23 protein-coding genes and 1 tRNA gene are annotated in these 24,045 nt (G+C 72.3%); 15 read left to right on the forward strand and 9 right to left on the reverse strand.

Going from position 1 to position 24,045, the window contains the following annotated elements; all coding sequences use genetic code 11:
* Positions 1-116: 116 nt before the first annotated feature.
* From paaN to F603_RS0113010, 9 genes are all read left to right on the forward strand, one after another.
* On the forward strand, positions 117-1,829 hold the full coding sequence (gene paaN, locus F603_RS0112970; RefSeq protein ID WP_019546434.1) for a phenylacetic acid degradation protein PaaN: 1,713 nt from the start codon (positions 117-119) through the stop codon (positions 1,827-1,829).
* Positions 1,822-3,036, forward strand: coding sequence for a thiolase family protein (locus tag F603_RS0112975; protein WP_019546435.1), 1,215 nt, complete (start codon positions 1,822-1,824; stop codon positions 3,034-3,036). The genes paaN and F603_RS0112975 overlap by 8 nt, the downstream gene beginning before the upstream one ends.
* Positions 3,037-3,297: 261 nt before the next feature.
* Positions 3,298-4,152 carry a 3-hydroxyacyl-CoA dehydrogenase family protein gene (locus tag F603_RS0112980; protein ID WP_019546436.1) on the forward strand — a complete coding sequence of 285 codons (855 nt, stop codon included), beginning with the start codon at positions 3,298-3,300 and terminating at the stop codon, positions 4,150-4,152.
* A 96-nt stretch (positions 4,153-4,248) separates the two neighbouring features.
* Positions 4,249-5,259: a 1,2-phenylacetyl-CoA epoxidase subunit PaaA gene (gene paaA, locus F603_RS0112985; RefSeq protein WP_037955975.1), complete on the forward strand. Its 1,011-nt coding sequence runs from the start codon at positions 4,249-4,251 to the stop codon at positions 5,257-5,259.
* Positions 5,256-5,585, forward strand: coding sequence for a 1,2-phenylacetyl-CoA epoxidase subunit PaaB (gene paaB, locus F603_RS0112990; protein WP_019546438.1), 330 nt, complete (start codon positions 5,256-5,258; stop codon positions 5,583-5,585). Before paaA ends, paaB begins: the two co-directional genes overlap by 4 nt.
* Positions 5,586-5,594: 9 nt before the next feature.
* On the forward strand, positions 5,595-6,455 hold the full coding sequence (gene paaC / locus F603_RS0112995; protein ID WP_019546439.1) for a 1,2-phenylacetyl-CoA epoxidase subunit PaaC: 861 nt from the start codon (positions 5,595-5,597) through the stop codon (positions 6,453-6,455).
* A complete protein-coding gene (gene paaD, locus F603_RS0113000) occupies positions 6,449-6,976 on the forward strand; it encodes a 1,2-phenylacetyl-CoA epoxidase subunit PaaD (protein ID WP_019546440.1) in 528 nt (175 codons plus the stop codon). Before paaC ends, paaD begins: the two co-directional genes overlap by 7 nt.
* A gap of 2 nt (positions 6,977-6,978) precedes the next feature.
* Positions 6,979-8,085, forward strand: coding sequence for a 1,2-phenylacetyl-CoA epoxidase subunit PaaE (gene paaE / locus F603_RS0113005; RefSeq protein ID WP_019546441.1), 1,107 nt, complete (start codon positions 6,979-6,981; stop codon positions 8,083-8,085).
* A 120-nt stretch (positions 8,086-8,205) separates the two neighbouring features.
* A tRNA-Cys gene (locus F603_RS0113010) sits at positions 8,206-8,277 on the forward strand.
* A 270-nt stretch (positions 8,278-8,547) separates the two neighbouring features.
* Here F603_RS0113010 and F603_RS0113015 read toward each other — a convergent pair.
* Positions 8,548-9,936 (reverse strand): lipase family protein, encoded by a 1,389-nt coding sequence (locus F603_RS0113015; RefSeq protein WP_019546442.1) that lies wholly within the window; start codon positions 9,934-9,936, stop codon positions 8,548-8,550.
* Between the two features lie 626 nt (positions 9,937-10,562).
* Positions 10,563-11,252 carry a TetR family transcriptional regulator gene (locus F603_RS32030; protein ID WP_019546443.1) on the reverse strand — a complete coding sequence of 230 codons (690 nt, stop codon included), beginning with the start codon at positions 11,250-11,252 and terminating at the stop codon, positions 10,563-10,565.
* A gap of 132 nt (positions 11,253-11,384) precedes the next feature.
* Between F603_RS32030 and F603_RS0113025 the strand changes: the two genes are divergently transcribed.
* Together F603_RS0113025 and F603_RS0113030 are read left to right on the forward strand one after the other, a co-directional pair.
* Complete coding sequence (locus tag F603_RS0113025; protein WP_019546444.1) at positions 11,385-12,221, forward strand: SDR family NAD(P)-dependent oxidoreductase; 837 nt, start codon at positions 11,385-11,387, stop codon at positions 12,219-12,221.
* Between the two features lie 230 nt (positions 12,222-12,451).
* Entirely contained in the window at positions 12,452-12,928 is a 477-nt protein-coding gene (locus F603_RS0113030) for a hypothetical protein (RefSeq protein ID WP_019546445.1), read from the forward strand.
* 72 nt (positions 12,929-13,000) lie between these two features.
* On the opposite strand, the gene F603_RS0113035 is transcribed toward F603_RS0113030, so the two are convergent.
* The 6 genes from F603_RS0113035 to F603_RS0113065 form a co-directional block, all read right to left on the reverse strand.
* On the reverse strand, positions 13,001-13,399 hold the full coding sequence (locus tag F603_RS0113035; RefSeq protein WP_019546446.1) for a hypothetical protein: 399 nt from the start codon (positions 13,397-13,399) through the stop codon (positions 13,001-13,003).
* A 107-nt stretch (positions 13,400-13,506) separates the two neighbouring features.
* Positions 13,507-14,412 (reverse strand): helix-turn-helix domain-containing protein, encoded by a 906-nt coding sequence (locus F603_RS0113040; protein WP_026328376.1) that lies wholly within the window; start codon positions 14,410-14,412, stop codon positions 13,507-13,509.
* Positions 14,413-14,596: 184 nt separating this feature from the next.
* On the reverse strand, positions 14,597-14,836 hold the full coding sequence (locus tag F603_RS0113045) for a DUF397 domain-containing protein (protein WP_019546448.1): 240 nt from the start codon (positions 14,834-14,836) through the stop codon (positions 14,597-14,599).
* Positions 14,837-16,597: 1,761 nt separating this feature from the next.
* Entirely contained in the window at positions 16,598-16,927 is a 330-nt protein-coding gene (locus tag F603_RS0113055) for an SGM_3592 family protein (protein WP_019546449.1), read from the reverse strand.
* Between the two features lie 95 nt (positions 16,928-17,022).
* Entirely contained in the window at positions 17,023-17,946 is a 924-nt protein-coding gene (locus F603_RS0113060) for a phosphotransferase enzyme family protein (RefSeq protein WP_245600763.1), read from the reverse strand.
* The gene (locus F603_RS0113065) at positions 17,943-18,290 is read right to left on the reverse strand and encodes a putative quinol monooxygenase (protein ID WP_019546451.1); all 348 of its coding nucleotides are present in this window, start codon (positions 18,288-18,290) and stop codon (positions 17,943-17,945) included. The genes F603_RS0113060 and F603_RS0113065 overlap by 4 nt, the downstream gene beginning before the upstream one ends.
* A 389-nt stretch (positions 18,291-18,679) precedes the next feature.
* Between F603_RS0113065 and F603_RS0113070 the strand changes: the two genes are divergently transcribed.
* Positions 18,680-19,573: an SGNH/GDSL hydrolase family protein gene (locus F603_RS0113070; protein WP_019546452.1), complete on the forward strand. Its 894-nt coding sequence runs from the start codon at positions 18,680-18,682 to the stop codon at positions 19,571-19,573.
* A gap of 45 nt (positions 19,574-19,618) precedes the next feature.
* On the forward strand, positions 19,619-20,710 hold the full coding sequence (locus F603_RS0113075; protein WP_019546453.1) for a tyrosine-protein phosphatase: 1,092 nt from the start codon (positions 19,619-19,621) through the stop codon (positions 20,708-20,710).
* Positions 20,711-20,791: 81 nt separating this feature from the next.
* On the opposite strand, the gene F603_RS0113080 is transcribed toward F603_RS0113075, so the two are convergent.
* Positions 20,792-21,214 (reverse strand): hypothetical protein, encoded by a 423-nt coding sequence (locus tag F603_RS0113080; RefSeq protein WP_019546454.1) that lies wholly within the window; start codon positions 21,212-21,214, stop codon positions 20,792-20,794.
* A 220-nt stretch (positions 21,215-21,434) separates the two neighbouring features.
* Between F603_RS0113080 and F603_RS0113085 the strand changes: the two genes are divergently transcribed.
* Positions 21,435-22,778 carry an MFS transporter gene (locus F603_RS0113085; RefSeq protein ID WP_169379068.1) on the forward strand — a complete coding sequence of 448 codons (1,344 nt, stop codon included), beginning with the start codon at positions 21,435-21,437 and terminating at the stop codon, positions 22,776-22,778.
* Positions 22,779-22,823: 45 nt separating this feature from the next.
* Positions 22,824-24,017: an anhydro-N-acetylmuramic acid kinase gene (locus F603_RS0113090; protein ID WP_026328378.1), complete on the forward strand. Its 1,194-nt coding sequence runs from the start codon at positions 22,824-22,826 to the stop codon at positions 24,015-24,017.
* Positions 24,018-24,045 lie beyond the last annotated feature (28 nt).

Consider the following 24,045-nt stretch of genomic DNA (forward strand, 5'->3'; position numbering starts at 1 on the left):
GCCATCCGTGGTTCGACTGACCTGTACTGCCCTTGTTGACCGACCGAACATTCGGTTAGTGTTTCGGCGCCGTTAAGTAATTCAGCATCCGACCTGGCTGTCAAGGGGTTGAGTACATGTCCGAGCAGGTACCGACGGGCGGCGAGTTCTTCGCACGCCACAGCGCGCTGCTGAACGAGGCGGCGGCTGCGGCCGAGAGCCGGGAGTTCTTCAACCCGTACAAGGAGTCGCCCAGTCCCCGGGTGTACGGCGAGGAGGCGCCGAAGGCGGGCGAGGCAGCGTTCAAGGCCCTGCTCGACCGGGAGTTCGCGCTCCCGGGCCATCCCGGGACCGGCACCGTCGCACCGACCGAGACCTCCCCCTACGGCTTTTCGCTCGGCGTCAGCTACCCCAGGGTGACGCCCGACGAGGCGATCGCTGCCACGAGGGCGGCGGCGGGCCCATGGCGCGACACCACCCCGGACGTGCGCGCCGGCGTCGCCGCCGAGATCCTCGGCCGTCTCAACGCGGCGAGCTTCGAGATCGCGCACGCCGTCCATCACACCACGGGCCAGGCGTTCGTGATGGCCTTTCAGGCGGGCGGCCCGAACGCGCAGGAGCGCGGGCTCGAAGCGGTCACCTACGCGTGGGTCGAGCAGCGGCGCCTGCCCCGCACGGCACGGTGGACCAAGCCGCAGCGCAAGGGCGAACCGCTGGTGCTCGACAAGAAGTTCACCCCCGTCGGCCACGGCGTCGCGCTCCTCGTCGCCTGCAACACCTTCCCCACCTGGAACGGCTACCCGGGGCTCTTCGCCAGCCTCGTCGCCGGCAACCCGGTCGTCGTCAAGCCGCACCCGGGCGCCGTGCTTCCGCTCGCCGTCACGGTGCGGGTCGCCCGCGAGGTGCTCGCGGAGGCCGGGTTCGACCCGAACGTCGTGGTGCTCGCCGCCGAAGGGCACGACGACCGCACCGCCGCCGAGTACGCCGTGCGCCCCGAGATCCGCATCGTCGACTTCACCGGCTCGACCGCCTTCGGCAACTGGCTGGAGGGCAACGCCCGGCAGGCCCGCGTCTTCACCGAGAAGGCCGGTCTCAACACCGTCGTCGTCGACTCCACCGACGACTACCGCGGCATGCTCGGCAACCTCGCCTTCTCCCTCTCGCTCTACAGCGGCCAGATGTGCACCACCCCACAGAACCTCCTGGTACCCCGCAACGGCATCGCCACCGACCAAGGCACCAAGAAGCCGGACGAGTTCGCCGCCGACCTCGGCACCGCGCTCGACAAGCTCCTCGGCGATCCGGCACGGGCCGCCGGCACGCTCGGCGCCGTCGCCAACAAGGGCGTCAAGGCGCGCCTGGAGGAAGCGGCCGCACTCGGACGCGTGGCGCACGCCTCACAACCCGTCGAACACCCGGAGTACGCCGACGCGTTGCTCCGCACCCCGCTCGTTGCGCGGCTCGACGCCGCCAAGGACCGCGAGACCTTCACCCGCGAGTGGTTCGGCCCCGTCTCCTTCGTCATCGACACCGAATCGACTGACGAGAGCCTGCGCCTCCTCAGGGAGACGGTCGGCGAGCACGGCGCGCTGACCGCGTCCGTCTACTCCACGGACGAGGGGGTGCTCGAAGCCGCCGAGTCCTCGGCGCACGAGGCCGGCGTCCACCTCTCGGAGAACCTCACGGGCGGCGTCTTCGTCAACCAGACGACCGCCTTCACCGACTTCCACGGCAGCGCCGCCAACCCTGCGGCGAGCGCCACCCTCTCGGACGCGGCCTTCGTCACGGGCCGGTTCAGCTTTCTCGAGTCCCGCAGGCACGCCGCGGCCGAGGAGGCGACCGGTGCCTGAGGTCTTCCTCGTCGACGGAGCCCGTACTCCGCAGGGCAGGTACGGCGGCGCCCTCGCCTCCGTGCGCCCGGACGACCTCGCCGCGCTCGTCGTCCGCGAGGCCGTGCGGCGCTCGGGCGCTCCGGGCGAGGCCGTGGACGAGGTGGTCCTCGGCGCCGCCAACCAGGCGGGCGAGGACAACCGGAACGTGGCGCGAATGGCCGCCCTGCTCGCGGGACTTCCGCACACCGTGCCCGGATACACGGTCAACCGGCTCTGCGCCTCGGGGCTCACGGCTGCTGCCTCGGCCGCGCAGGCGGTGCGGGCGGGAGAGGCGGAGCTGGTCGTCGCGGGCGGCGTCGAGTCGATGACGCGTGCGCCGTGGGTGATGGCGAAGCCGGGCACCCCGTGGGCGCGGCCGGGCGAGGTCCATGACACCTCGCTCGGCTGGCGGTTCACCAACCCGGCCTTCGCCGAGGCCGACGCCGAGGCGGGCGACACCGTCGGGGCACCGCGCACCACGCTCTCGATGGGCGAGACGGCGGAGGAGGTTGCGGCGCTCGACGGGATCACGCGCGAGGCGTCCGACGCCTTCGCCTACCGCAGCCACCGGCGGGCGCTCGCGGCGCGCGACGCCGGCAGGTTCGACCGGGAGATCGTCCCCGTTCCCGTCCGGGACGGTGCGGTCACCCTCGACGAGGGGCCACGGCCGTCGACGACCCCGGAGAAGCTCGCCGACCTGCGTACGGTCTTTCGGCGCGACGGCGTCGTCACGGCCGGCTCCTCCTCGCCGCTCTCCGACGGTGCCGCCGCGCTTCTCGTTGCGAGCGAGCAGGCGGTTGAGCGGTACGGGCTGACGCCGCGGGCGCGCGTGGTGACCTCCTCCTCGGCCGGCGTTCCGCCGCGTCTGATGGGGCTCGGTCCCGTCCCGGCGACCGAGCGGGCGCTGGAGCGCGCCGGTTGGAAGGCGGGAGACGTGCAGGCCGTCGAGCTCAACGAGGCGTTCGCGGCGCAGGCGCTCGCCGTCATCGGCCGTCTCGGGCTCGACGAGGAGCGGGTCAACGCGGACGGTGGCGCCATCGCGCTGGGACACCCGCTGGGCTGCTCGGGGGCACGCATCCTGCTGACGCTCCTCGGCAGGCTGGAGCGGGAGGGCGCGAGGCGCGGACTGGCGACGCTCTGCGTCGGCGTCGGGCAGGGCGCCGCGATGCTGGTCGAGCGCGTATGAGGGGCGCGTCCGCAGTGGCGTGAACCGGCGTACGTACACAGGCGGTTGACCTCTGGGTGCGCCTCGGATCGTGCCGGTGAAGGGTGCGCCCGGCGCGCTGAGGCGCCGTCAGGTGCGCCGGTGCGGACGCGAAAGGCGCACGCCGGCGCGAGGCGGCGGGCCGGGCCCGTCCGGAAGCGGAGGGGCGAGAGGGGCAGGGGCCGTCCCTGCGACGGGCGCGGGCGCACGCCCGCGCCCGGGAGACAACGCGGAGGAGCAGCGATGAGCAGGGCACCGGAACAGGTCGGCGTGATCGGCGGAGGGCGGATGGGCGCGGGCATCGCGCAGTCCTTCGCCGCGGCCGGGTCGTCGGTGACCGTCGTGGAGAGCAGTCCGGAGGCCGCTGCAGCGGCGCAGGCGCGCATGGCCGAGAGCCTGCTCCGCGCCGCCGACCGCGGCAAGCTCGCCGAGCCGGCGGAGGCGGTGCTGGCGAGGATCGGCACGGCGGCCGACGTCTCCGGGCTGCCGGGCGGCGCGGACCTCGTCGTCGAGGCGGTGCCGGAGGACGCGGCCCTGAAGGCGCAGGTCCTCTCCGGCGCCGAACGAGTCCTCGGTGCGGAGACGGTGCTCGCCACCAACACCAGTTCGCTGTCGGTCTCCGAGCTCGCCTCCGCGCTCGAGGCGCCCGCGCGCTTCCTCGGCATGCACTTCTTCAACCCCGTTCCCGCCTCGGCGCTCGTCGAAGTGATCGTCGCCCCGACGACGGCTCGGGCGACCGTGGACGCGGCGCTCGGATGGGTCGGCGCACTGGGCAAAACCGACGTCGTGGTGCGGGACTCCCCCGGCTTCGCGAGCAGCCGCCTCGGGCTGACGCTCGGGCTGGAGGCGATCCGGATGGTCGAGGAGGGCGTGGCGGAGCCGGAGGCGATCGACAACGCGATGGCACTCGGCTACCGGCACCCCATGGGGCCACTGCGCCTCACCGACCTCGTCGGGCTCGACGTGCGGCTCGCGATCGCCGAGTACCTCCAGGGCGCGCTCGGTGACCGCTTCGCTCCGCCGGTACTGCTCCGCGAGAAGGTGGCCGCCGGTGAGCTGGGGCGGAAGTCGGGGCGGGGCTTCTACACCTGGGAGTGAGCGGGCAGTTGGACTTGCCTAACGCGCGGGCATGGACCAGACTTTGTACCGAACGAACGGTCGGTTGGCAATCAGGGACATGAGGCAGGGGTGACCATGGCCACGGCAGAACAGGCGCCAACGGGCTCGAGGGGCCCGGAGGAGACGCCCGTCGAACCGGCGGCGCTCCAGCGGCAGTTCGACGAGACGATCGCCAGGGACCAGCGGATCGAACCGCGCGACTGGATGCCGGAGGGCTACCGCAGAACCCTCGTCCGCCAGATCGCCCAGCACGCGCACTCCGAGATCATCGGCATGCAGCCGGAGGGCGACTGGATCACCCGCGCGCCCTCCCTGCGCCGCAAGGCGATCCTCTTCGCCAAGGTGCAGGACGAGGCGGGCCACGGCCTCTACCTCTACTCGGCGGCCGAGACGCTGGGCGTCGACCGCGCCGACCTCACCGAGCGGCTCGTCGAGGGCCGCCAGAAGTACTCCTCGATCTTCAACTACCCCACCCCCACTTACGCCGACGTCGGCACCATCGGCTGGTTCGTGGACGGCGCCGCGATCTGCAACCAGGTCCCGCTCTGCCGCAGCTCGTACGGCCCCTACGCGCGGGCGATGGTGCGCATCTGCAAGGAGGAGTCCTTCCACCAACGCCAGGGCTACGAACTGCTGTTGACGATGATGCGCGGTACCGAGGCACAGCGCCGGATGGTGCAGGAGTCCGTCGACCGGTGGTGGTGGCCCTCGCTGATGATGTTCGGCCCGCCGGACGACAACTCGCCCAACTCGGAGCGCTCGATGGCGTGGAAGATCAAGCGCCACTCCAACGACGAGCTGCGCCAGCGCTTCGTCGACATGACCGTCCCGCAGGCCGAGCGGCTCGGTGTCACCCTCCCCGACCCGGAGCTGCGGTGGAACGAGGAGCGCGGCAGGTACGACTTCGGCACCCCGGACTTCTCCGAACTCAAGCGCGTCATCAGCGGCGAAGGCCCCTGCAACGAGGAGCGAGTGGCGCGGCGGAGGAAGGCGCACCAGGACGGTGCCTGGGTCAGGGAGGCGGCAGCGGCGCATGCGGCGAAGCAGGCGTCGGGCAGGGCGACACGGCAGGAGGCAGCGGCATGAGCGCCGCGGAGCAGGCGGAAGGAATCCCCGACGTCCCCGTCGACGCACGGGGTTGGCCGATGTACGAGATCTTCGTGCGCGCCAAGCGCGGCCTCAACCACGTGCACGTCGGCTCGCTCCACGCCGCCGACGACCGCATGGCGCTGACGCACGCGCGCGACCTCTACACCCGGCGCAACGAGGGCGTCAGCGTCTGGGCGGTGCGCAGCGAGTCGATCGTCGCCTCGACGCCCGACGAGAAGGACCCCTTCTTCGAGCCCAGCGGCGACAAGGTCTACCGGCACCCCACCTTCTACGAAATCCCCGACGACGTCCCGCACATCTAGGAGCCCGGCGTGAACGACGAGCGCATCTCCCTCGCCCTCGGCGAGGAGGGTCCTGACGACGCGCGGTGGGCCTTCGGCACGGGCTTCGAGGACCCCCTCCACGGCATCGCGACAGCCGTGCCCGAAGGTGTCGAGGCGGCCCGACTCGCCGCATGCTGCGCGGCGTTGGGCGACGACGCGCTGGTGACCGCGCAGCGCCTCGCCGAATGGTGCACCGACGCGCCGGAGTTGGAGGAAGAGCTGGCCCTCGCCAACATCGGCCTGGACCTCCTCGGCCAGGCACGCCTCCTCTACTCCCGCGCGGGACAGGTCGACGGCACGGGGCGGGACGAGGACGCCTTCGCCTACTTCCGCGACGCGGCCGACTTCCGCAACGTCCGCCTCGTAGAACTCCCCCGCGGCGATTTCGCGTTCGACATGGTGCGTCTGCTCGTCCTGAGCGCCTGGCGCCTCGCCCTCTTCGAGCGGCTCGCCGGCGCCGCCGACCCGGTCCTCGCGGCGATCGCGGCGAAGGGCGTCAAAGAGCTCGCGTACCACCGGCAGTTCGCGGCCGAGTGGGTGGTACGGCTCGGCGACGGGACCGAAGAGTCCCGGAAGAGGACGGCGCGGGCGCTCGCCGAAGTGCTGCCGTGGGCCGTCGAGTTGGCGCGGGACGAGATCTCCGCGCCGTTCGGAGCCGACGGCGGGGAGGCGTCAAAAGCCCTCTCCGACGTACTGCGCCAGACAGCCGACGCCGCCGGGCTCACCCTGCCCCCACCCGCCGAGGCACCCGCAGGGACGGGCCGCTCGGGCGAGCACACCGAGCATCTCGCCCCGCTCGTCGGCGAGTTGCAGAGCGTCGCGAGGGAGCACCCGGGGGCGAGATGGTGAGCGCCCTCCCCGGGATCGGAAGCGCGCAGACCCGCGCACAGGAGGCGGCCGAGCGGGTCACCGACCCGGAGCTGCCGATGCTCACCCTCGCCGACCTCGGAGTGCTGCGCGGCGTCGAGGCGAAGGCGGACGGCGCCGTCGTCGTCCGGGTCACACCGACCTACTCCGGCTGCCCCGCCATGGCCGAGATGCGCTCCCGTCTCGCGGCCGAGCTGCGCGCCGCGGGCTTCCACGAGGTGCGTGTGAAGACCGAGTTGCAGCCGCCGTGGACGAGCGACTGGATCAGCGAAGCCGGCCGGCGCAAACTCGCCGAGCACGGCATCGCGCCGCCCGGAAGCGCGCCCCCGTCCGACGCCGGGCCCGTACCGCTCGTCCTCTCCCCGACCAGGCGCGTCGTGCCGTGCCCGCGGTGCGGCTCGGGCGACACCGAGGAGCTGTCGCGGTTCGCCGCCACCTCGTGCCGCGCGCTGCACCGCTGCCGTAGCTGCCGCGAGCCGTTCGAGCACTTCAAGGAGATCTGAAGATGGCCACGCCCACCACCTGGGCCGCCCGGGTCCCGGCGCGCCGGCGCGCCGCCTTCCACCGGCTGCGCGTCGCCTCCGTGGAGCGGCTCTGCACGGACGCCGCCGCCGTCACCTTCGACGTGCCGCCGGAGCTCGCGGAGGAGTTCGCCTTCGCACCCGGCCAGTCCCTCACGCTGCGGCGCACGGTCGAAGGGCGCGACGAGCGCCGTTCCTACTCGATCTGCTCCCCCGTCGGCGGGCCTCCGCGTGTGGGCGTGCGGGTGGTCCCCGGAGGGGTCTTCTCCACCTGGCTGGTGGAGGAGGTGCGGCCCGGCGACGTCCTCGACGTCATGGAGCCCGTCGGTCTGTTCACGCCCGAGCTGGGCACACCCGAGCACCACGTCCTCGTGGCAGCGGGTTCGGGCGTGACGCCGATGCTCTCCATCGCCGCCTCCGTCCTCCGCTCCCACCCCGACTCCCGCGTCAGCCTCTTCTACGGCAACCGCCGCAGCGACACCGTGATGTTCACCGAGGAGCTGGCCGACCTCAAGAACGCGCACCCTGCCCGGTTCCAGCTCGCACACGTCCTCTCCCGCGAGCCCCGCGAGGCCGAGCTGCTCTCCGGCCGGCTCGACGGCGAACGCCTCGGCGCACTCGTCGGGGCGCTCGTCGACGTCGAGCACGCCGATCACTGGTGGCTCTGCGGTCCTTACGGAATGGTCGAAGACGCGCGGACGCTGCTCGCCTCGCTGGGCGTCCCGGCCGAGCGCGTCCACCAGGAGCTCTTCTTCGCCGACGAGGCGCCGGCCCCGCCCGTCCGCCACGAGGACCGGCCGCTCGGCGAGGGGCCCGTCACCGAAGCGCTGCTCACGCTCGACGGCCGCACCTCCACGGCGCCCCTCCCCCGCGATGCGACGATCCTGGACGGCGCCCAACGCGCGCGCCCCGACCTGCCGTTCGCCTGCAAGGGCGGCGTCTGCGGCACCTGCCGCGCCCTCGTCCGCGACGGCGAGGCCGACATGCGCCGCAACTTCGCGCTGGAGTCCGCCGAAGTGGCGGCCGGCTACGTCCTCACGTGCCAGACGTATCCGGTGTCCGAAGAGCTGACGGTGGACTACGACGGCTGATCGACGCAACGCCCCTCTGTGAAGCGGGCGTTGCAGTCTCGTGGCAGAGCGCCCGATGCCCTTGTACGCCTCGTCGGCCAACGGGTTGACTGCTTCTCGCCGCCTCCCGAAGGAGCCGACGGCCGTGTGCCCGAGTGGTTGAGGGGCTCGCCTGCAAAGCGAGTTACGCGGGTTCGATTCCCGCCACGGCCTCAACCGGTCCGGTCTGTCGTCCCCGGAGCAACCGCCGGGTGCTTCGACACTGCTCGCAGACGACACCGGACGGGACCGCCGCTCACGTCCGCACGCTGCGGCGGCAGGACGAGCACGCCACGGTCGCGCATGCGGCACCGGGAGGAGCCGACGGAGCTCGTCGAGCCGCCGGCGGACACGGCAGTTGCGGGACAACAGGCCCTGGCCGCATGCCACTTCGCACGCCGCGGTGGCCGCGCCGCAGCGTGGCGCGGCCACCTGGCGTCCGCCTCAGGGCTGGTCGGGCAGGGTTTTGCAGTTGCTCTCCGACGGCTTTCCGGAGACGCGGTCCTTGAGCCAGGAGATGGCGCTGCCCTGGTCGGTGAGGAGCGGCAGGATGTGGTTGCCACCGAGCTTGTCGCCGATGTTGGGCCCGGGGACGGGCACGTACTCGACGTCGGCGTCCTTCGCGCACCAGCTCTCGGCGAGGGTACGCGCCTGGCCGTGCGGGACGATGTCGTCCTTGACGCCCGTTGCAAGGCGCACCGGCCCCGCCGGCTTGGACTTCCCGATCAACTGCTTGTCGAGGAAGCTCTGCAGCTTCGGCTCGCCCGCGACGATGTCGGAGAGCGAGGAGCCGTCCTTCGTCCAGTTGTCGCTCTTCGAGAAGCCGTAGCCGAAGAGCGCGTCGCCGATGCACATGGTGGAGAGGTCCTCGAGGGCCTCGGCACCGTCTTCGTTGATGTGCGCGTCGACGATCTCCCGCAACTCCGGGTCCGTCTGCACGAATCCGTTGATCGACCAGCCGAGGGCGCCGGCGAGCGAACTGCCGTCGATCCCCTTCATCACCTCGGTGAGGTCGGCGGGGGGTGCACCGGAGTAGGTACCGGCAAGGTCGACGTCGGGGGCGTAGTCAGGCTGGAGTTCGGAGGCCGCGGCGGTGGCGCCGCCGCCCTGGCTGTACCCGTAGAGGCCGACGCGGCTCTCGGGGGTGAGCGAGGTCCCCTCGAGGTGACGGGCCGCGCGCACCGCGTCGAGTACCGCGTGACCCTCGTCGAGGCGGTTGACGTAGGTGTGCAAGCGGTCCGTCGCGCCGAGACCGGGGTAGTCGGTGACGACGACGGCGATGCCGGCCGAGAGGAGGCGGTAGATCGCGAGGTCCTCGTACCCGACGGAGATGGTGCCCTTGCCGATCGTCAACGGGTGCTGGAGCGCGAGGGACGGCGCACACTGGTCGCCCTGGCCCATCGTGCCGGAGGCGACGGCGATGAGCGGGCGCGGCCCGTCCCCCTTCCACTCCTTCGACGGTTCGATGTAGGCGCCGGTGACGCCGACGGGCCCGCCGCCCGCGTCGGTCGACTTGTACATCAGGCGGGTGGCCTCGCCCGGGAGCGGCTTGCCGTCGAGACCGGGGAAGCTGAGCCCCAGCGGCAGCGGTTCGGTGCGTACCAACGCGCCGTTCTCGTCGGGGAGTTCGGAAGGCGGGTCGTAGAACTCCGGGATCTCCACGCCCCGCGAGACCTCCTGCGGCGCCACCGCCGCCGCGGGCGCGGCCGAGGCGCCCACGCAGAGCGCCGCGGCGAGCGCGACCGCCCAGGGGCGGGCGTGCGGGAGGCCCGGGCGGGCGGTGTCCTTGGGGGCGGTCGGGGAACTGCTTTCGGTGGTGCAAGGTCGTTTCACTGCGGCTCACTCCCTCGCTGGACCGGTTGAGGCGAGGCGAAACTAGCACCGCAAGCCGCCACTATTTAACCGGTGAGTAAATTACGGAACGGTAACTTCTGTGGCGTGCGGCGGAGTCGGGGCGTGCCCCCACCCGAGCGGAACCGTGCGACACCGGAGCGGAGGACCCGTGAGAGCGCGTGGACCGGTCGCTCCGACCGCTGGTCAGCCTGGAAGTCGCGACCCGCCCGGACCCGAGCAGCCCCGGCGGAAGCCGTCCACTTCGCCGCGCCCGCACCACCTCGGGCGCGAGAGCGCGTCGTGCACCGGAGCCCTCGCCGCACGATGCCGACAGGAGACGTCACGACCCACATGATCGACAACCGGAGCGAAAGCGACACCGGCGAGACGCACAAGGCACGAGCAGTCCTTGAGCGACATAGGCACCGAGGACCCCCGCACGGTGCACCTGCCCGAGCGACCGGCATCCCTGCGCAGCCCTCTCTCCCGGCTCGGACGCCGCACACAGCACGGAAAGCCCACCGCATCGGACGCCACGCCCTCCAGGGCGCACGCGCCGAAGGTCGGGCGCTCGGCGCGATGCACTGGCCCGCCACCCACCAGGGCGCGAGCAGCGAGGCAGCGCGTCAACTCCCCTCACTGCGCGGGGACTTGTCGCGGGTCAACCGTAGCCCCGCGGTGAGTTCGCGGAGGCAGCGCACGGCGAGCTCCGCCGGCTCGCGTCCCTCCCCCGTCGCCTCGGCCCAGGACTCCAGCGCGAGCCTGATCGCATCGGTAGCGGCCGAGGCGACGAGCCGTACGTCGAGCGGCTCCGCCTCCTCGTCCAGCAGGCCGGAGACGACGGGCGCGAGCGCCTCCTCCGACTCCTGGTTCACCCGGTACCAGACGGAACGCAGCGCCGGGTCCTCCCGGGCGGCTGCGAGCAGGCGCCGCGTCACCTCCAGGCTCTCCTCTGCCACGGCGTCCGGAGGCGTAAGGCTCCCGCGCACGGCCTCCTCCAGCGCGTCGCGCAGCGCCGCGCCCGGCTGCAACGGGCCGGATGCGCCGAGGGATTGGCGCCACCGGTCGCCCCCGCTGGCGAGGAGCGGGCCGACGGCGTCCTGCTTGTTGCGGAAGTAGCGGTAGAAGGTCCGCAGAGCGACCCCGGCCCGCTCGGCGATCTCCTCAGCCGTCGTTGCCTGCGGGCCCCGCTCGGCGAAGAGCTCGGCCGCCGCGCGTGCGATGTCGAGCTGCGTCGCGCTCTTGCGCCGCTCGGTCAGCGTGCGGCGGGCGCCGGGCTTCGCGGCCGGGGCTCCCTGTGCTCTGTGCTCACTCACGGGAAGAGCCTACGCGGCGGAGCCGCCGATGTGCACGAAGTGACTTCATGGCAAAACGTGCCACCTAGGCGTAGCATCGACATCGCGCGTGCTCGGACCTGCCGAGCCGCACTCCACGGGACGGAGAACCTGATGAACCCCAACCACCTTGCGTCTGCTGCGGCTTCTTCCTCCGTCGACCACGGCCGCCGCTACGCCGGCCGCCGTGCTCTCGTCACGGGCGGCGGCTCCGGCATCGGTCAGGCGACCGTGCTGCGCTTCCTCGAAGAGGGCGGAAGCGTCGTCGCGGCCGACGTCAGCGGGGCCGGCCTCGCGGACACCGCGCACAAGGCCGGAGTCGCCGCCGAGCGCCTCACCGCCGTCGTCGTCGACATCTCGGACGAGGGCTCGGTACGCAGCGGGGTCGCCGAGGCGGTGCACACGCTCGGCGGGCTCGACGTCCTCGTCAACGCCGCCGGCATCCTGCGCTCCTCGCACACCCACCTGACCTCGCTCGCCGACTTCCGGCAGGTGATAGGCGTCAACCTCGTCGGCACCTTCCTCGTGACCCGTGAGGCGATCCCCGCGCTGCAACGGGGGAACGCGCCCGCGGTGGTCAACTTCAGCTCCACGGCGGCCGGTTTCGCCCACCCGTACATGGCGGCCTACGCGGCGAGCAAGGGCGGTATCCAGTCCATGACGCACGCACTCGCCGCCGAGTACGCCAAGGACGGCATCCGCTTCAACGCGGTGCAGCCGGGATCGATCTCCTCGGGCATGACCGACGGTTCCGGCGCCTCGCGGCGGAGCACGGGGCCCGGGCTGCCCGAGGACGCGGAGAGGGGCCACTTCGCCAAGCTCCGCCCCGCGCTCGGCGACGGCTTCGCCGGGCCCGAGACCGTCGCCTCGGTCGTCGCGCTGCTCGGCAGCGAGGACGGCAGGTTCGTCACCGGCACCGAGCTGCGCATCGACGGCGGCACCCACTTCTGAACGCCTCGCCTCGTGCCCGCGGTGCCCCGATACGGTCTCGAATCCGCGACATCCCCGTACCGCCCCTCCCGGCGCACCGTCTCCCCTGGCACTCTTCAACACACGCTTTCCGCAGTTGAGTTGGTGCCGACGCCCGGTCGGGTCCGTGCCACGGGAGGCGCCCGGTACACAGAGCGCCGCCGGCGGAGCGATCCGGCGCCCGCGCGGGGCGCACGAGCGAGGAGTGAACGATGGCCGTACACGTCTGCTCGCTGATCCGCAGCAAGACGCAGTCCATCCCCGCCGACGGGAAATACCACGTCCTGCGCTTCCCCTTCGGCGACGCGGAGTCCTACGACGAGGAGGGGATGCACCAGGCGCAGCAGCCCGACGGGCACGAGGTCGTCGACTGGGACAGCGACGCGCGCTCGGGCCTCATCTGGCCGTCGGCCGACGGCTGGGGCGCGCTCAGCGCCATGATCCAGTGGGCCGACGGCGCCTACACCGAACTGCGTGACCAGTTCGTCCGCGACCCGCTGAGCCTCGCGGGCGGGACCGACTCGACGGCGACCGATCACCGGCCGCGCTCCGTCGGCATGCAGTGCTTCACCAAGCACCACGAGATCTTCGTCCACCCCGGGACTCCGCTCGGCCTGCTCGTCAGCCACAACGGAGCATCTGCGCGCCAAATCGTCCATGCGCAGTTCAAGTTGGCGATCCACAGTTGATCCGCGCGCCGGACGGTTGCGGAGAGCGACGACGCGGTGCCCGTCCGAGAGACGGCGCGGGTCAGGTGCGAGTCACTCGAAGAACCTCAGCATCCACTCGGGGAGGACGTCGTCCTTCGTGATCGGGGGACCGAACTCGTAGCTGTGCCGCCCCTCGTGGCCGTCCGGCAGGGAGCACCGCTCCTCCTGCGTCGTGCCCTCCAGGAAGCGCTCGTCGCAGGAGGGGAGGACGAGCGTCTCCCGCGGCGGCCCGTGGGAGCGGCCCGCCGGCCAGCGGGTCCACAGGTTTCGGGGCGGAAGGGAGTCGGTCCCTCTGAGGCATTGGGTGAGCGTGTGATGGAGCCCGGCGTGGTCCCTCTCCAGGACGCACCAGAGCGCGGACTCAACGCCGAAGCCGTCCTCCGGCAGGAGCGTGAGCTCCTCGCGAAGGAAGAAGACTCGGGCCGGGCACGAGACCTGATACACCGACATGAGGCCAGGGTGACGCACTTCCGGCGGTTGCGGTACGTGTTTGCCCGAAACCGTGGGACCCTCGGACGCGCGGAGGCGAGCGCGGGCGACGCGGGAGGCGCGTGTGGCTAGAGCTCCTGCTGAAGCCGGTGGATCATCTCCAGCGAGCGGTCGGGGAGTTCGGACTCCGCACAGAGGGTGTCCATGATCAGCATGTAGCGGTCGATCTCGGGTTGCTTGTCGAGGTAGACGGCGCTGCCCCAGTGCTCCAAGTAGACCTTGTCGGGGATGTCCGACTCGTTGAAGCGCAGGATGGTGATCGGCGCGCCGGCCGCAGCGGCACCCGTCGCGAACGGCGCCACCTGGAGGGTGATGTGCGGCATCTCGGCGATCTCCAGGAGGTGCCTGAGCTGGTCGCGCATGATGTCGCGACCGCCGAACGGGCGGCGGAGCACCGCTTCGTCGAGGACGACCCAGAGCCGCGGGCCGCCCTCGCGTGTCAGCAACTTCTGGCGCTCCATGCGGAGTTGGACGAGGCGCTCGACGGTGTCGTCCGGGGTGTCCGGGTAACCGAGGCGGCTGAGGGAGTACGCGTACGCCTCCGTCTGCAACAGGCCGGGGAGGAATTGCACTTCGTAGCTGCGGATCAGGGAGGCCGCGTCCTCCAGACCGATGTGGAGCGCGAACCAGTCCTCCAGCACGTCGCTGTACTGGTGCCACCAGCCGGGCGCGTTGGCCTGGCGGGCGAGGTCGAAGTAGGTGGCGCGGGACGGCTCGTCGAGGACGCGGTAAAGGCTGAGGAGGTCGGAGAGGTCGCGCTCCTTGATGCCCACCTGGCCGCGCTCCAGGCGCGTGATCTTCGCGTGCGAGCCGCGGATCGCACGGCCGGCGGCCTCCCGAGTGATGTCCAACTCCTGGCGCATGCGGCGCAGTTGAGCGCCGAGCACGATGCGCAACGCGGTGGGCCCTGCCTGCGACTGCCCGTTGCGGGCAGGCGCCGGCAGGGCCCCGCTCGACGGAGACATCGAAGACATTCCCACTCCCCTGGGTGACCGGGCGGACGTACAGTCTCGCACCAAGCATCCTGTCGGGGGTATGGAATTGCCATAAGACCCGCCGCCGGAGGCTGCGAGGCGACAGGGTGTCGCAGCCTCCGAGAACTACAGCACGGTGTTGTCTACGTCAACTCGGGTAGACGCGTGCGTCAATGTGCGTACGTCAACCCACGAGGTTGTCGAACTCGCCGTCCTTGGCGCCGCCGAGGAAGGCGACGATCTCGTCACGGGTGTAGATCAGGGCGGGGCCCTCCGGGTCGCGGGAGTTGCGGACGGCGACGCCCCCGTCCGCGAGTGCCGCGACCTCGACGCAGTTCCCGCCGGGGGCGCTGTGCGTGCTCTTGCGCCAGGTCGCGCCCTCGATCCGGGTGGCCGTGACGCCGTTCTCGAACTGCTGCCGCATCCTGGTGACTCCTTCGTGCTGGGCGGCCGTACATAGTGCGGTACCCCCGTGCACACCTCGACCGCTCGGACTCGGACGGGAGCGACTGTAATTGCAGATGTAGTTACAACGCCATGGTGCTCCGGCCGCGGACAACGGCGCCAAGTCCCCCACACGAGGCAGTAGTCGGGGGACGACACCCTGCCGGGCCGGCCCCCTCACGATGTCCGCACCCGCTCGACGGCAGGCGTACGCGGAGGACCTGCAATGAAGCCGAATCGGCGCGGGGTGGTGCGGACACGGCGCGCGCCGCGCCAGCGCAAGCCCCATGAACAACCGGGCGCCCCTGCGCCTCCCAGCGCGCGCCTCGGCTCCTCCCGGGCTCGGTCAGGGGGCGCGCCTCAACTTGCCGGAATGGGAAGGTCGTTGGACCAACGGCACGGCGCGGCGGCCGCCCGTGGGACGACCGCCCCGCCGCGTTGGCTCACCGCACGCGGCTCACTCCGGGGGCGGTGCCCGGTGCGGTCACGGCGCGAAGCCCGGCCGATGCCCGGCACGGCCGCGCCCGCCGCTTCACCCTCCGGTACGCGCAACGGTGCCGGAGAGCGATTTCGTCGAGCCGCAGGTGCCGGCGGGGCGCCGGGCGGTCGAGCAACCGCCGTGTGTACGCCCGAACATGGGGGGCGCGGCGACACGTTGCACCGCCTCCGCGTCGAGGTGCCGACCGTGCACGGGGTCCAACTCCACGAGAGTCACCCAGAGATGGACATCGGTCGCCGTGAGGGTGTCACCCATGACGTACGCGCGCTGCCGACGTACGTGTGCTGCGCGAGCCGCGCCTCGAACTCGCCGAGAGCGGCGAGGAGTCGGCGCCGACCGCCCGCCACCTCCACCTGCCCCCGCGCCGGAACGCCCTGCCCGCTGCGCCGCCCCGGCGACGTCCCTTTCGCACCGGGTCGCGACGGCGGCGGTCTCGAACTCCGCACCGCCCGGATGCAGTTGCAGGTCGTGGCCGCCTTCCGGGAAGCAGCGGGCGAGATCCCGACGGATGTGCGGGGCGTGGTTCCTGACGATGCGGCCCGTCCAGCGGTCGAGCAGCACGGGGCCGCCGCAGGGCCCGCGTCGTCGGGCACAGGAGCGTTCGTGGGCGCCGCGCAGCTTCTCGGGCAGGGAGCAGCAACTGCCCTTTGAGGCCGATGAGTTCATGGGTCACGGCGATACGGAGACACGTGGAGTGCGTAACGGTGCGGGACCGGGTGAGAGCCGCTGTCCGACGCCGCCCCGATGCGGCCGCGGAAGGTGCGCACGGGCGTGGTGTGCTCGGGCGCGGAGGCTTCTCGGAGTGGGGTGACTCGGCTCTGCCGCACGGTCCTTCGACGCGCGGGCACGTCACGGACCGGCCAAGGCGCCAGCAGCCGCGGCGCCGGAAGCTCTCCCGGCCGTACCGGCGGCGTCGCGTGCGGTACGGGTCAGCTCCCGGCAGGCCGGGGACAGCCCGCGCTCGCGACGTGGGGCAGACCAACGTGCAGGCGCACGGTCGGCAAGGCGTACGCGCGGCGGGCCGAGGAGCCGGGACCGTGCCGGCGGCTGCGCCGCGCTCGGCCGCCGGTCATCGCATCCCCGCCCGTCGTTCCACTGCCGGTGCCGGAGAGGCGGCGCCCGTCGACGCGGGCGGCGGACCATGCCCACTGCGCCGGTTCAACGGCCGGCGGGGCGGGTCAAGGGTGCCGTGGTGCACGACGGGGGCGCACGGGCGCACTCGCCCATGGCGGGACGAGGAGCTCAGTCCCGCTTCTTGCGGCGCTTGCGCTGCTTGCGGCGGGCCTTGCTGAAGAACCAGCCGGCCGGCGGTTGGTCGGCCCGCCAGGGCTGCGGCTCCGGGGGCTTGTCCTTCCAGCGCTCCTGCAGCATGCGCGTCCGCGCCGCGGGCTCGTTCACCTCGGCGCCGCGGACGAACTGCTCGTCGAGGACGAGCGCGTCCCAGTCGGTGCCGTTCTCCCCCTCGTCCGGCTGCGCCTGCTCAGGAGGGCCGTGCTCCTCGGCGCCTCCCTGCTCCCTCTTGCCGGGCCTCCTGCGGCCCTTGCCGCCGTCCGCCCCCGAATTGGTACCCATGGGTTGCCTCCGTACAGCAGGTCGGTAGCTACGCCTGTTCCGCACAACGCACACCTCCCGCTCCGTGTTCCGGAACCTCCCGGAACAGCGGGGCGTCAGAACGGGTACCAGCGCACGGTGGTGTCCCCGTCACGCAGCGAAGCGATCCGGCGCGCGAACTCGCGTGCCGCGGCGGGGTTCGAAGGAGCGTGCTGCGAGACCCAGGCGCAGCTCGCCGTCTCGCGCGCCCCCTTCAGCAGGGCGCAGCCCTCCCACTCACGCACGTCCCAGCCGTAAACGTCGGCGAACTCCCGGTAGGACTCCTCGCTCAGCCCGTACCTGTCCCGGCTGAGCGCCATCACGACGAGGTCGTGCTCGCGCAGGTCGTCGGAGAAGGTCTCCAGGTCGAGCAGGACCGGCCCGTCCGGTCCCACGTGGACGTTGCGGGGCAGCGCGTCCCCGTGGATCGGGCCCGGGGCGAGCACGGGGGTCAACTCGGCGACGGCGGCGGCGAAACCGTCCCTGCGTGCGCGCAGGTACGCGGCGTCCGCGGCGGGGACGGCGGAGCCCGCGACGCTCAGCCACCGGTCGACGCCGGCGAGCAGCTCCCGTGGGGGCAGCGGGAAGGGGGCGGGCCCGAGCCGGTGGACGAGGCCGACCAATTCGGCGACGTCCGCTGGTCCGGGTGGGCGCACGGCCGGAGGCAGCCTCTCCCAGTAGGTGAGCGGGTGCCCTTCGACGGCGGTGACTTCGGGTGCCGCCGGGCGGACCACGGGCACCCCGTGCTCTGCGAGCCAGCCGGCGACGCGGAGTTCGTGCGCGGCGCGCTCGGCGAGCCGGGGTCCGCGGCCGATACGGACGACGGTGCCGTGGCCTGCGGTGCGGTCGTCCCGGGCCGGCAGCGCGAAGACGGCGTTCTCGCCGAGCGAGAGCAGTGCGGCTTCCGCTCCTCGTTCACCTGCCGCGGAGAGGACCTCTCGCGCGTACGCCTCGCCGAAGGGCGGCCGCCCGGCCTGCACCCCGCTCTCCTCGTGGTTCACGCGCGCAGGCCCCAACCGCCGAGCGGCACGAGGTCGGTACGCTCCGGGGCGCCGTCGAGGAGGGGAGCGGCGCGGCCGATCAGTTCGCGTGCGCCGTCGGCCTCCAGGGACGCCGCGTGGTCCGCCGCGCTGCGCCAGACCTCGGTCACCCAGAGCGTGTCCGCGTCGTCGGCCGCCGAGTTGACTGCGTAGAGCAGGCAGCCCGGCACCGTGCCCATGGAGTCGGCCGCTGCGAGGAGCAGCTCCGCGAGCGCACCCCCGCTGCCCCGCTGCGCGCGGAACCTCACGAGGTAGGCGACGCCTCCCTCCGTATGCGGCCCTTCCCGGCCTACGGGCTCGCTCATGGCACCTCCGCCGTTCGCGCTGGTCTTCGATTGCCTGCGGACGATCCTGGCACACCGCCCGTCGGCGCATGACGCCGCGCCGCCCGTCGGCCGGCGGACACGCCCCGGCTCGCCGCCGGTCGGCGCGACCGGTCGGGCCAACTCCCCTCCCCTGCAAGGGAGTCGACGCGGGCGGCCGTCGTAGGACCGCGCCTTCGGAGCACTTTCCCGACGGCAGTCGCTGTTCCGGACTCCTCCCTGTTGTGACGGACCACAACGGCGGCGTCCGAAGTCTGCCCTGCGGGCCAGTTCCCGCAGCGGGTGCCCCCTGAGCATGCTGAGCGTCCGGAATCGCGCATGGACATGCCAGAAGGCCGCACTCCGCGGGCCGACGGACGGAGGAGCCGCAGATGCAGAAGGACCGGCGAAGCAACGGACGGAGACTCGCAGCCGGCGCGCTCGCCGCGCTCGGCCTCCTCGGCGCCGCGGGCACCGCGCCCGCGCACGCCGAGAGCGCACCCGAGGTCTATGTGGCGCTCGGCGACTCGATGGCGTCGGGCCCGCTCATCCCCGACATCACAGGCCTGCTCGCCTGCGGCCGCTCCACGCACAACTACGGGCACGAGCTGGCGAAGACGCTCGGCGTCGACGAGTACCGCGACGTCACGTGCAGCGGCGCCAAGTCCCAGCACATGACGGAGCCGCAGAAGCTCTCCCTCGCGGGCGTCCCCGCCGGAGAGGTGCCGCCCCAGCTCGACGCCGTCCGCGCCGACACCACCCTCGTCACGCTCACCGTCGGCGGCAACGACGCCGGGCTCGTCGGCGTCGCGCAGGACTGCGTCCAACTCGATCCCCGCGGTGCGCGCTGCCAGGACGAGTACACCGAGGACGGCGTCGACACCGTCGCGCAGCGGATCGAGGAGTTCGGCCCGAAGCTCGGCGCCGTCCTCGACGGGATCGCCGAACGCGCCCCGCAGGCGCGCGTGGTGGTCACCGCATACGGCGACTACGTCAAGCCGGGCGGCTGCTACCCGGCCGTCCCCGTGCTGCCCTCGGACGCCGACTGGCTCCAGGGGGGCGTCAACCATCTCAACGAGGTCATCGGCGAGCAGTCCGCCGCGCACGGCGCACGGTACGTCGACCTCTTCACGCCCTCGCGCGGGCACGACGCCTGCGCGGCACCGAAGGAGAAGTGGGTCGAAGGGTTCGTGCCGACCGACCTCGCGGCCCCGCTCCACCCCAACCGCAGGGGCGAGGGGAACTACGCCCGGATCATCAACGAGCAGCTCCCGACCGCTCGATAGCCGACCCGGACGCCTCCCGCGTGGAGGCTCCACAGGAGGCCGCACGTGACTTCCCGACGCATATCCGCCGCCGCTCTTTCGGTGCTGCTGCTCACCGGAGCCGCGGCAACGGCGCCGCCGGCGTTCGCCGGCTCCCCCGCCACGACCGGCGCCGAGCGAAGCGCAGCGCAGGCAGTTCCGTTCACGGCCGCGAGCGCCGAACGCGCTCCCGACGGCTCGTACACCCTCTCCTGGTCCTCCCCCGCACGGTCGGTGGCGGTGACGGCGCACACCACGCCCGAGGCCGACGACGACGGTGTGGCCCTCGGCGCCGGCGAGGGCACCGCCACCCTGACGGTCCCGGCCGGCCAACTCCCGCCGGCCGAGCGGTGGTACTTCCGGCTCGCGCCCGACTCCGGGGGCGCACTCGACGTCGCCGAGCGCTCGCTGAACGTGGCCTCGGCGAAGAACTTCCGCGACGTCGGCGGGTACCGGACCGCCGACGGGCGGTGGGTGACCTTCGGGAAGGTGTACCGGAGCAACAAGCTCAACAACCTCACGCCCGAGGAGCAGACGAAGCTCTCCTCGCAGCGCATCACCCTCGACGTCGACCTGCGGAACCACGTCGAGCGCCACGAGGATCCGGACGTGCTCTGGGAGGGCGCCGATTACACCGTGGCGGACGTCGCCTCGCTCCGGCACGGCATCGGGTTCCACGACCCCGCGCTCATGACCCTCGCCGAGGCGATCGCGCTCGGGCTGCTCTCCGGCTCTTCCGATCTGGGGCAGTCGATCGGCTACCCGTTCATGGTCAACTTCGAGGGCGCGGACCGTGCTTTCGAGAAGCTCCTGCGCGGCGTCGGGGAGAACGGCTCGGGCGCCACCGTCTTCCACTGCTCCGCGGGCAAGGACCGCACCGGGTGGGGCGCGGCCGTCCTGCTGACGCTCTTGGGGGTGCCCCGCGCGACGGTCGAGGCGGACTTCCTCGCCAGCAACGCGTACACGGGCAACCCGGAGGCCGTCGAACTCTCCTGGCTGAAGGCGGCCTTCGACAAGGTCGACGACCTCTACGGCAGCTTCGACGCGTACGTCGAGAAGGGCCTGGGACTCGACACGGCAACGGTCGAGGCACTCAAGGAAAAGCTCCTGACGCCTTGAGCACGCACGACGGAGGCCCTTCCCCGCCTGCGCGGTGGAAGGGCCTCCGTCGTGGAGCCGGCCCTGGCTCTCACTTTTCCGTCAGCCGACGGCCCCCGGGACGGGCGACTCGGCCGAGCGGAAGACCTGCTTGCACAGCCGCACCGAGCCGGTGTTCTTCGCCCAGCGGGCGCTGAGCCAGCGCTCCTCACCGCGGATCTTGTACCAGATGGTGTTGCCCTGAACGTTCTGCGCGTTGACCTTGCAGTCGACGCCGACCTTGGCACCCTGGTTGTAGCCGCCCTTGCGGGTGGAGTCGGTGCTCGGGTACATGCGCCGGTACAGGCGGCTCGCGGTGACCGTGACGTACGGCTTCCCCGGGGCCGCGGTGGGGGCCTTCGAGTCGGAGATGGTCGACGGGTCCTGCGGTGCCGCCTGGGCGGAGCCGGCGCCGGCGAGCGAGCCGGTGAGCAGCACGGCACCGACCCCCGCGACGATCCTTGGGTGACGAGAGACGAGCGACATGCGCGTCTCCTCCTCTCCTTGAGTTCGTGGGCAGTCAGACATCCCAAAAAGGGACAGAGGTGACTTTTGACGGGATACTAAGACAGTTGCCGCCGCGGAAGCGCGAGACACGGCGACGCGCGCGTCGTGCCATCCGTGCGCCGAGAACACCTCGTTGACAACCGGACGCACCCGCTGGACGCTCGCCTGGTCACCAGCGCTGAGCCCGGAGGAAGCCGACGTGACCGCGACGGAGTCGACCGCGCAGGAACCCGATGAACCGTCAACTTCTCGGCGGGCACTGGTGGCCGGCTCCGTCGGCAACTTTCTCGAGTGGTACGAGTTCTCCGTCTACGGCTTCTTCGCGACGATCATCGCCGCGCAGTTCTTCACCCCGGAGGGCGGCACCGAGGCCGAGGCGCTGATCAAGACGTACGCCTCGTTCGCGCTCGCCTTCTTCTTCCGCCCCGTGGGGGCCGCGCTCTTCGGGCGGCTCGGCGACCGGATCGGCCGCCGGCCCACACTGATCCTCGTCATCTCACTGATGACGGCGGCCACCACCACGATCGGACTGCTCCCCGGACACGCCGTGCTCGGCGCCGCGGCGCCCTGGCTGCTCACCCTGGTGCGGGTGCTCCAAGGCATCTCCGCGGGCGGCGAGTTCGGCGGAGCCGTTGCGCTCATGACGGAGTTCGCGCCGCAGGACAAGCGGGGAAGGTACGGCGCATGGCAGTCGTTCACCGTGGCGCTCGGACTGCTCGCGGGCGCCGGCGTCGCCGCCCTTCTCGTCGCCGTCGTCGGCGAGGAGCAACTCGCCGACTGGGCCTGGCGGTTGCCGTTCCTGCTCGCCCTGCCGCTCGGGCTCGTCGCGCTCTGGTTGCGACTCCGGCTCGACGAGACGCCGTCCTTCCGGCGGCTCTCGGGTGAGGGGCAGCCGTCCGCCGTCCCGGCCCAGCGCGGCGCGGCCCCGCACACGCCGGGGGCGGCCGCGACGGCGAAGGCGATCGCGCTCGGCGCGGCCCGGCTGATGGGGTGGTCGGCGGCCGGGTACACCTTTCTCGTGGTGCTCCCCGCATACCTGGAGAGTCAGCTCGACGCCAGCTTCCAACAGGCTTTGCTCGCAACGGTGGTGGCCAACCTCGGCTTCGCAGCGGCGATCCTGCCCGCGGGGATCGTCAGCGACCGGATCGGGCGCCGTCCCGTGATGCTCACCGGCGCGGCAGCCGTCGTGGTCCTCGCGCTGCCGCTGCTCAACCTCCTCCAGGACCCGGAGGCTTCGACCGTGCTCCAGTCCGGCGCCCTCTTCGCCGCGGGCGCCGTCGTCGGCCTCATGGCGGGCCCGGGACCTGCGATGCTCGCCGAGATGTTCCCCACCGGCGTCCGCTACACCGGCCTCGGGCTGGCGTACGCACTCTCCAACGCCGTCTTCTCCGGCAGTGCGGGGCTGATCATCACCGAGGTGATCGAGCACACGGGCAACGCGGACATCCCCGGCTACTACGCGGCCGCCACCTGCGCGGTGAGTGCGCTCGCGCTCACCGGGATGCGCGAGGCGCGGCACCGGCAGGCGCTCGGGGAACTGTGAACAGGACGGTGTTCAGCAGAGTTGACGGAGACGCGGGAGAGCTACGTGCGAGTGATCGGGCTGATGTCGGGAACGTCCTGCGACGCCGTGGAGGCGGCCGCTGCCGACCTCGAACCGGAGCAGGGGACGCTCCGCCTGCGGCCGCTCGGCTCGCTCTCGGCGCCATATCCGCCGAGGCTGCGGCGCTGCCTCGACGCGTGCCTGCCGCCGGGCGGCACCACTCTTGCAGAGGTCTGCGCGCTCGACACGGAGATCGGCCGTGCTTTCGCCGACCTCGCCGCGCGCGCCGACCGCGAGCTGTGCGGAGACCGTGCAGAGCTCGCCGTCTCGCACGGGCAGACCGTCTACCACTGGACGCACGGCGAACGCGCCCTCGGCACCCTCCAGTTGGGGCAGCCGGCATGGATCGCGGAGGCGACAGGGCTGCCCGTCGTCTCCGACCTGCGTCCGCGCGACATCGCCGCGGGAGGCCAGGGCGCGCCGCTCGTGGGCCTCTTCGACGTGCTCTGGCTCCGCGGACGCGAAGGGACACCGGCCGCGCTCAACATCGGGGGCATCGCCAACGCGACGCTTGTCCCATGCAGTTCACCGGAGGAGAAGCCGCCCTCTGCCTTCGACACGGGCCCCGGCAACGCTTTGATCGACGCAGCCGTGCGCCATCTCACCTCCGGCGCCCGCGAGTTCGACGAGGGCGGCGCGCTCGCCGCACGCGGAACCGTGCACCCCGGCCTCCTCAGGCACCTGCTCGACGACCCCTACTACGCGCTGCCCGCACCGAAGACGACGGGCCGCGAGCACTTCCATCCGGCCTACCTGCAACGGGCGTTGGCCGCGTCGGGCGCCGGGGAGCTTGCGGCGGAGGACCTCGTCGCGACCGTCACACGGCTCACCGCCCGCACGGCGGCCGACGCGGTGCGCACGGCCGGCGCCACGGAGGTGCTCGCCTCGGGCGGAGGCACCCGCAATCCGGCACTCATGGCGGCGCTCGCCGAAGAGCTGGGACGTACCCCGCTGCACACCTCGCAGAAGCTGGGGATGCCGATGGACGACAAGGAGGCGTACGCGTTCGCCGTCCTCGGCTGGCTGACGGTGCACGGGCTGGCGGCGACGGCGCCGACGCTCACGGGCGCCCGTCACCCCAGCATCCTCGGCTCGCTCACCCCGGGCCGCGACGGCTTCCGGCTGCCGCCTCCGGCCGCGGCCCCGACGCGGCTCCGCATCGAGCAGCCCGCGGGGTGAACGCCCCACAACTCTCCCTCGAGCCCCC

The organism is Streptomyces sulphureus DSM 40104 (genome assembly GCF_000381025.1).
GTDB classification, from domain to species: domain Bacteria; phylum Actinomycetota; class Actinomycetes; order Streptomycetales; family Streptomycetaceae; genus Streptomyces; species Streptomyces sulphureus.

Excerpts from the sequence above, each read along its gene's own strand:
- paaN (WP_019546434.1), top strand. The coding sequence starts at position 117 with ATGTCCGAGCAGGTACCGACGGGCGGCGAGTTCTTCGCACGCCACAGC.
- F603_RS0112980 (WP_019546436.1), top strand. The coding sequence starts at position 3,298 with ATGAGCAGGGCACCGGAACAGGTCGGCGTGATCGGCGGAGGGCGGATG.
- paaA (WP_037955975.1), top strand. The coding sequence starts at position 4,249 with ATGGCCACGGCAGAACAGGCGCCAACGGGCTCGAGGGGCCCGGAGGAG.
- paaB (WP_019546438.1), top strand. The coding sequence starts at position 5,256 with ATGAGCGCCGCGGAGCAGGCGGAAGGAATCCCCGACGTCCCCGTCGAC.
- paaD (WP_019546440.1), top strand. The coding sequence starts at position 6,449 with ATGGTGAGCGCCCTCCCCGGGATCGGAAGCGCGCAGACCCGCGCACAG.
- paaE (WP_019546441.1), top strand. The coding sequence starts at position 6,979 with ATGGCCACGCCCACCACCTGGGCCGCCCGGGTCCCGGCGCGCCGGCGC.
- F603_RS0113025 (WP_019546444.1), top strand. The coding sequence starts at position 11,385 with ATGAACCCCAACCACCTTGCGTCTGCTGCGGCTTCTTCCTCCGTCGAC.
- F603_RS0113030 (WP_019546445.1), top strand. The coding sequence starts at position 12,452 with ATGGCCGTACACGTCTGCTCGCTGATCCGCAGCAAGACGCAGTCCATC.
- F603_RS0113035 (WP_019546446.1), bottom strand. The coding sequence starts at position 13,399 with ATGTCGGTGTATCAGGTCTCGTGCCCGGCCCGAGTCTTCTTCCTTCGC.
- F603_RS0113040 (WP_026328376.1), bottom strand. The coding sequence starts at position 14,412 with ATGTCTTCGATGTCTCCGTCGAGCGGGGCCCTGCCGGCGCCTGCCCGC.
- F603_RS0113045 (WP_019546448.1), bottom strand. The coding sequence starts at position 14,836 with ATGCGGCAGCAGTTCGAGAACGGCGTCACGGCCACCCGGATCGAGGGC.
- F603_RS0113055 (WP_019546449.1), bottom strand. The coding sequence starts at position 16,927 with ATGGGTACCAATTCGGGGGCGGACGGCGGCAAGGGCCGCAGGAGGCCC.
- F603_RS0113065 (WP_019546451.1), bottom strand. The coding sequence starts at position 18,290 with ATGAGCGAGCCCGTAGGCCGGGAAGGGCCGCATACGGAGGGAGGCGTC.
- F603_RS0113070 (WP_019546452.1), top strand. The coding sequence starts at position 18,680 with ATGCAGAAGGACCGGCGAAGCAACGGACGGAGACTCGCAGCCGGCGCG.
- F603_RS0113080 (WP_019546454.1), bottom strand. The coding sequence starts at position 21,214 with ATGTCGCTCGTCTCTCGTCACCCAAGGATCGTCGCGGGGGTCGGTGCC.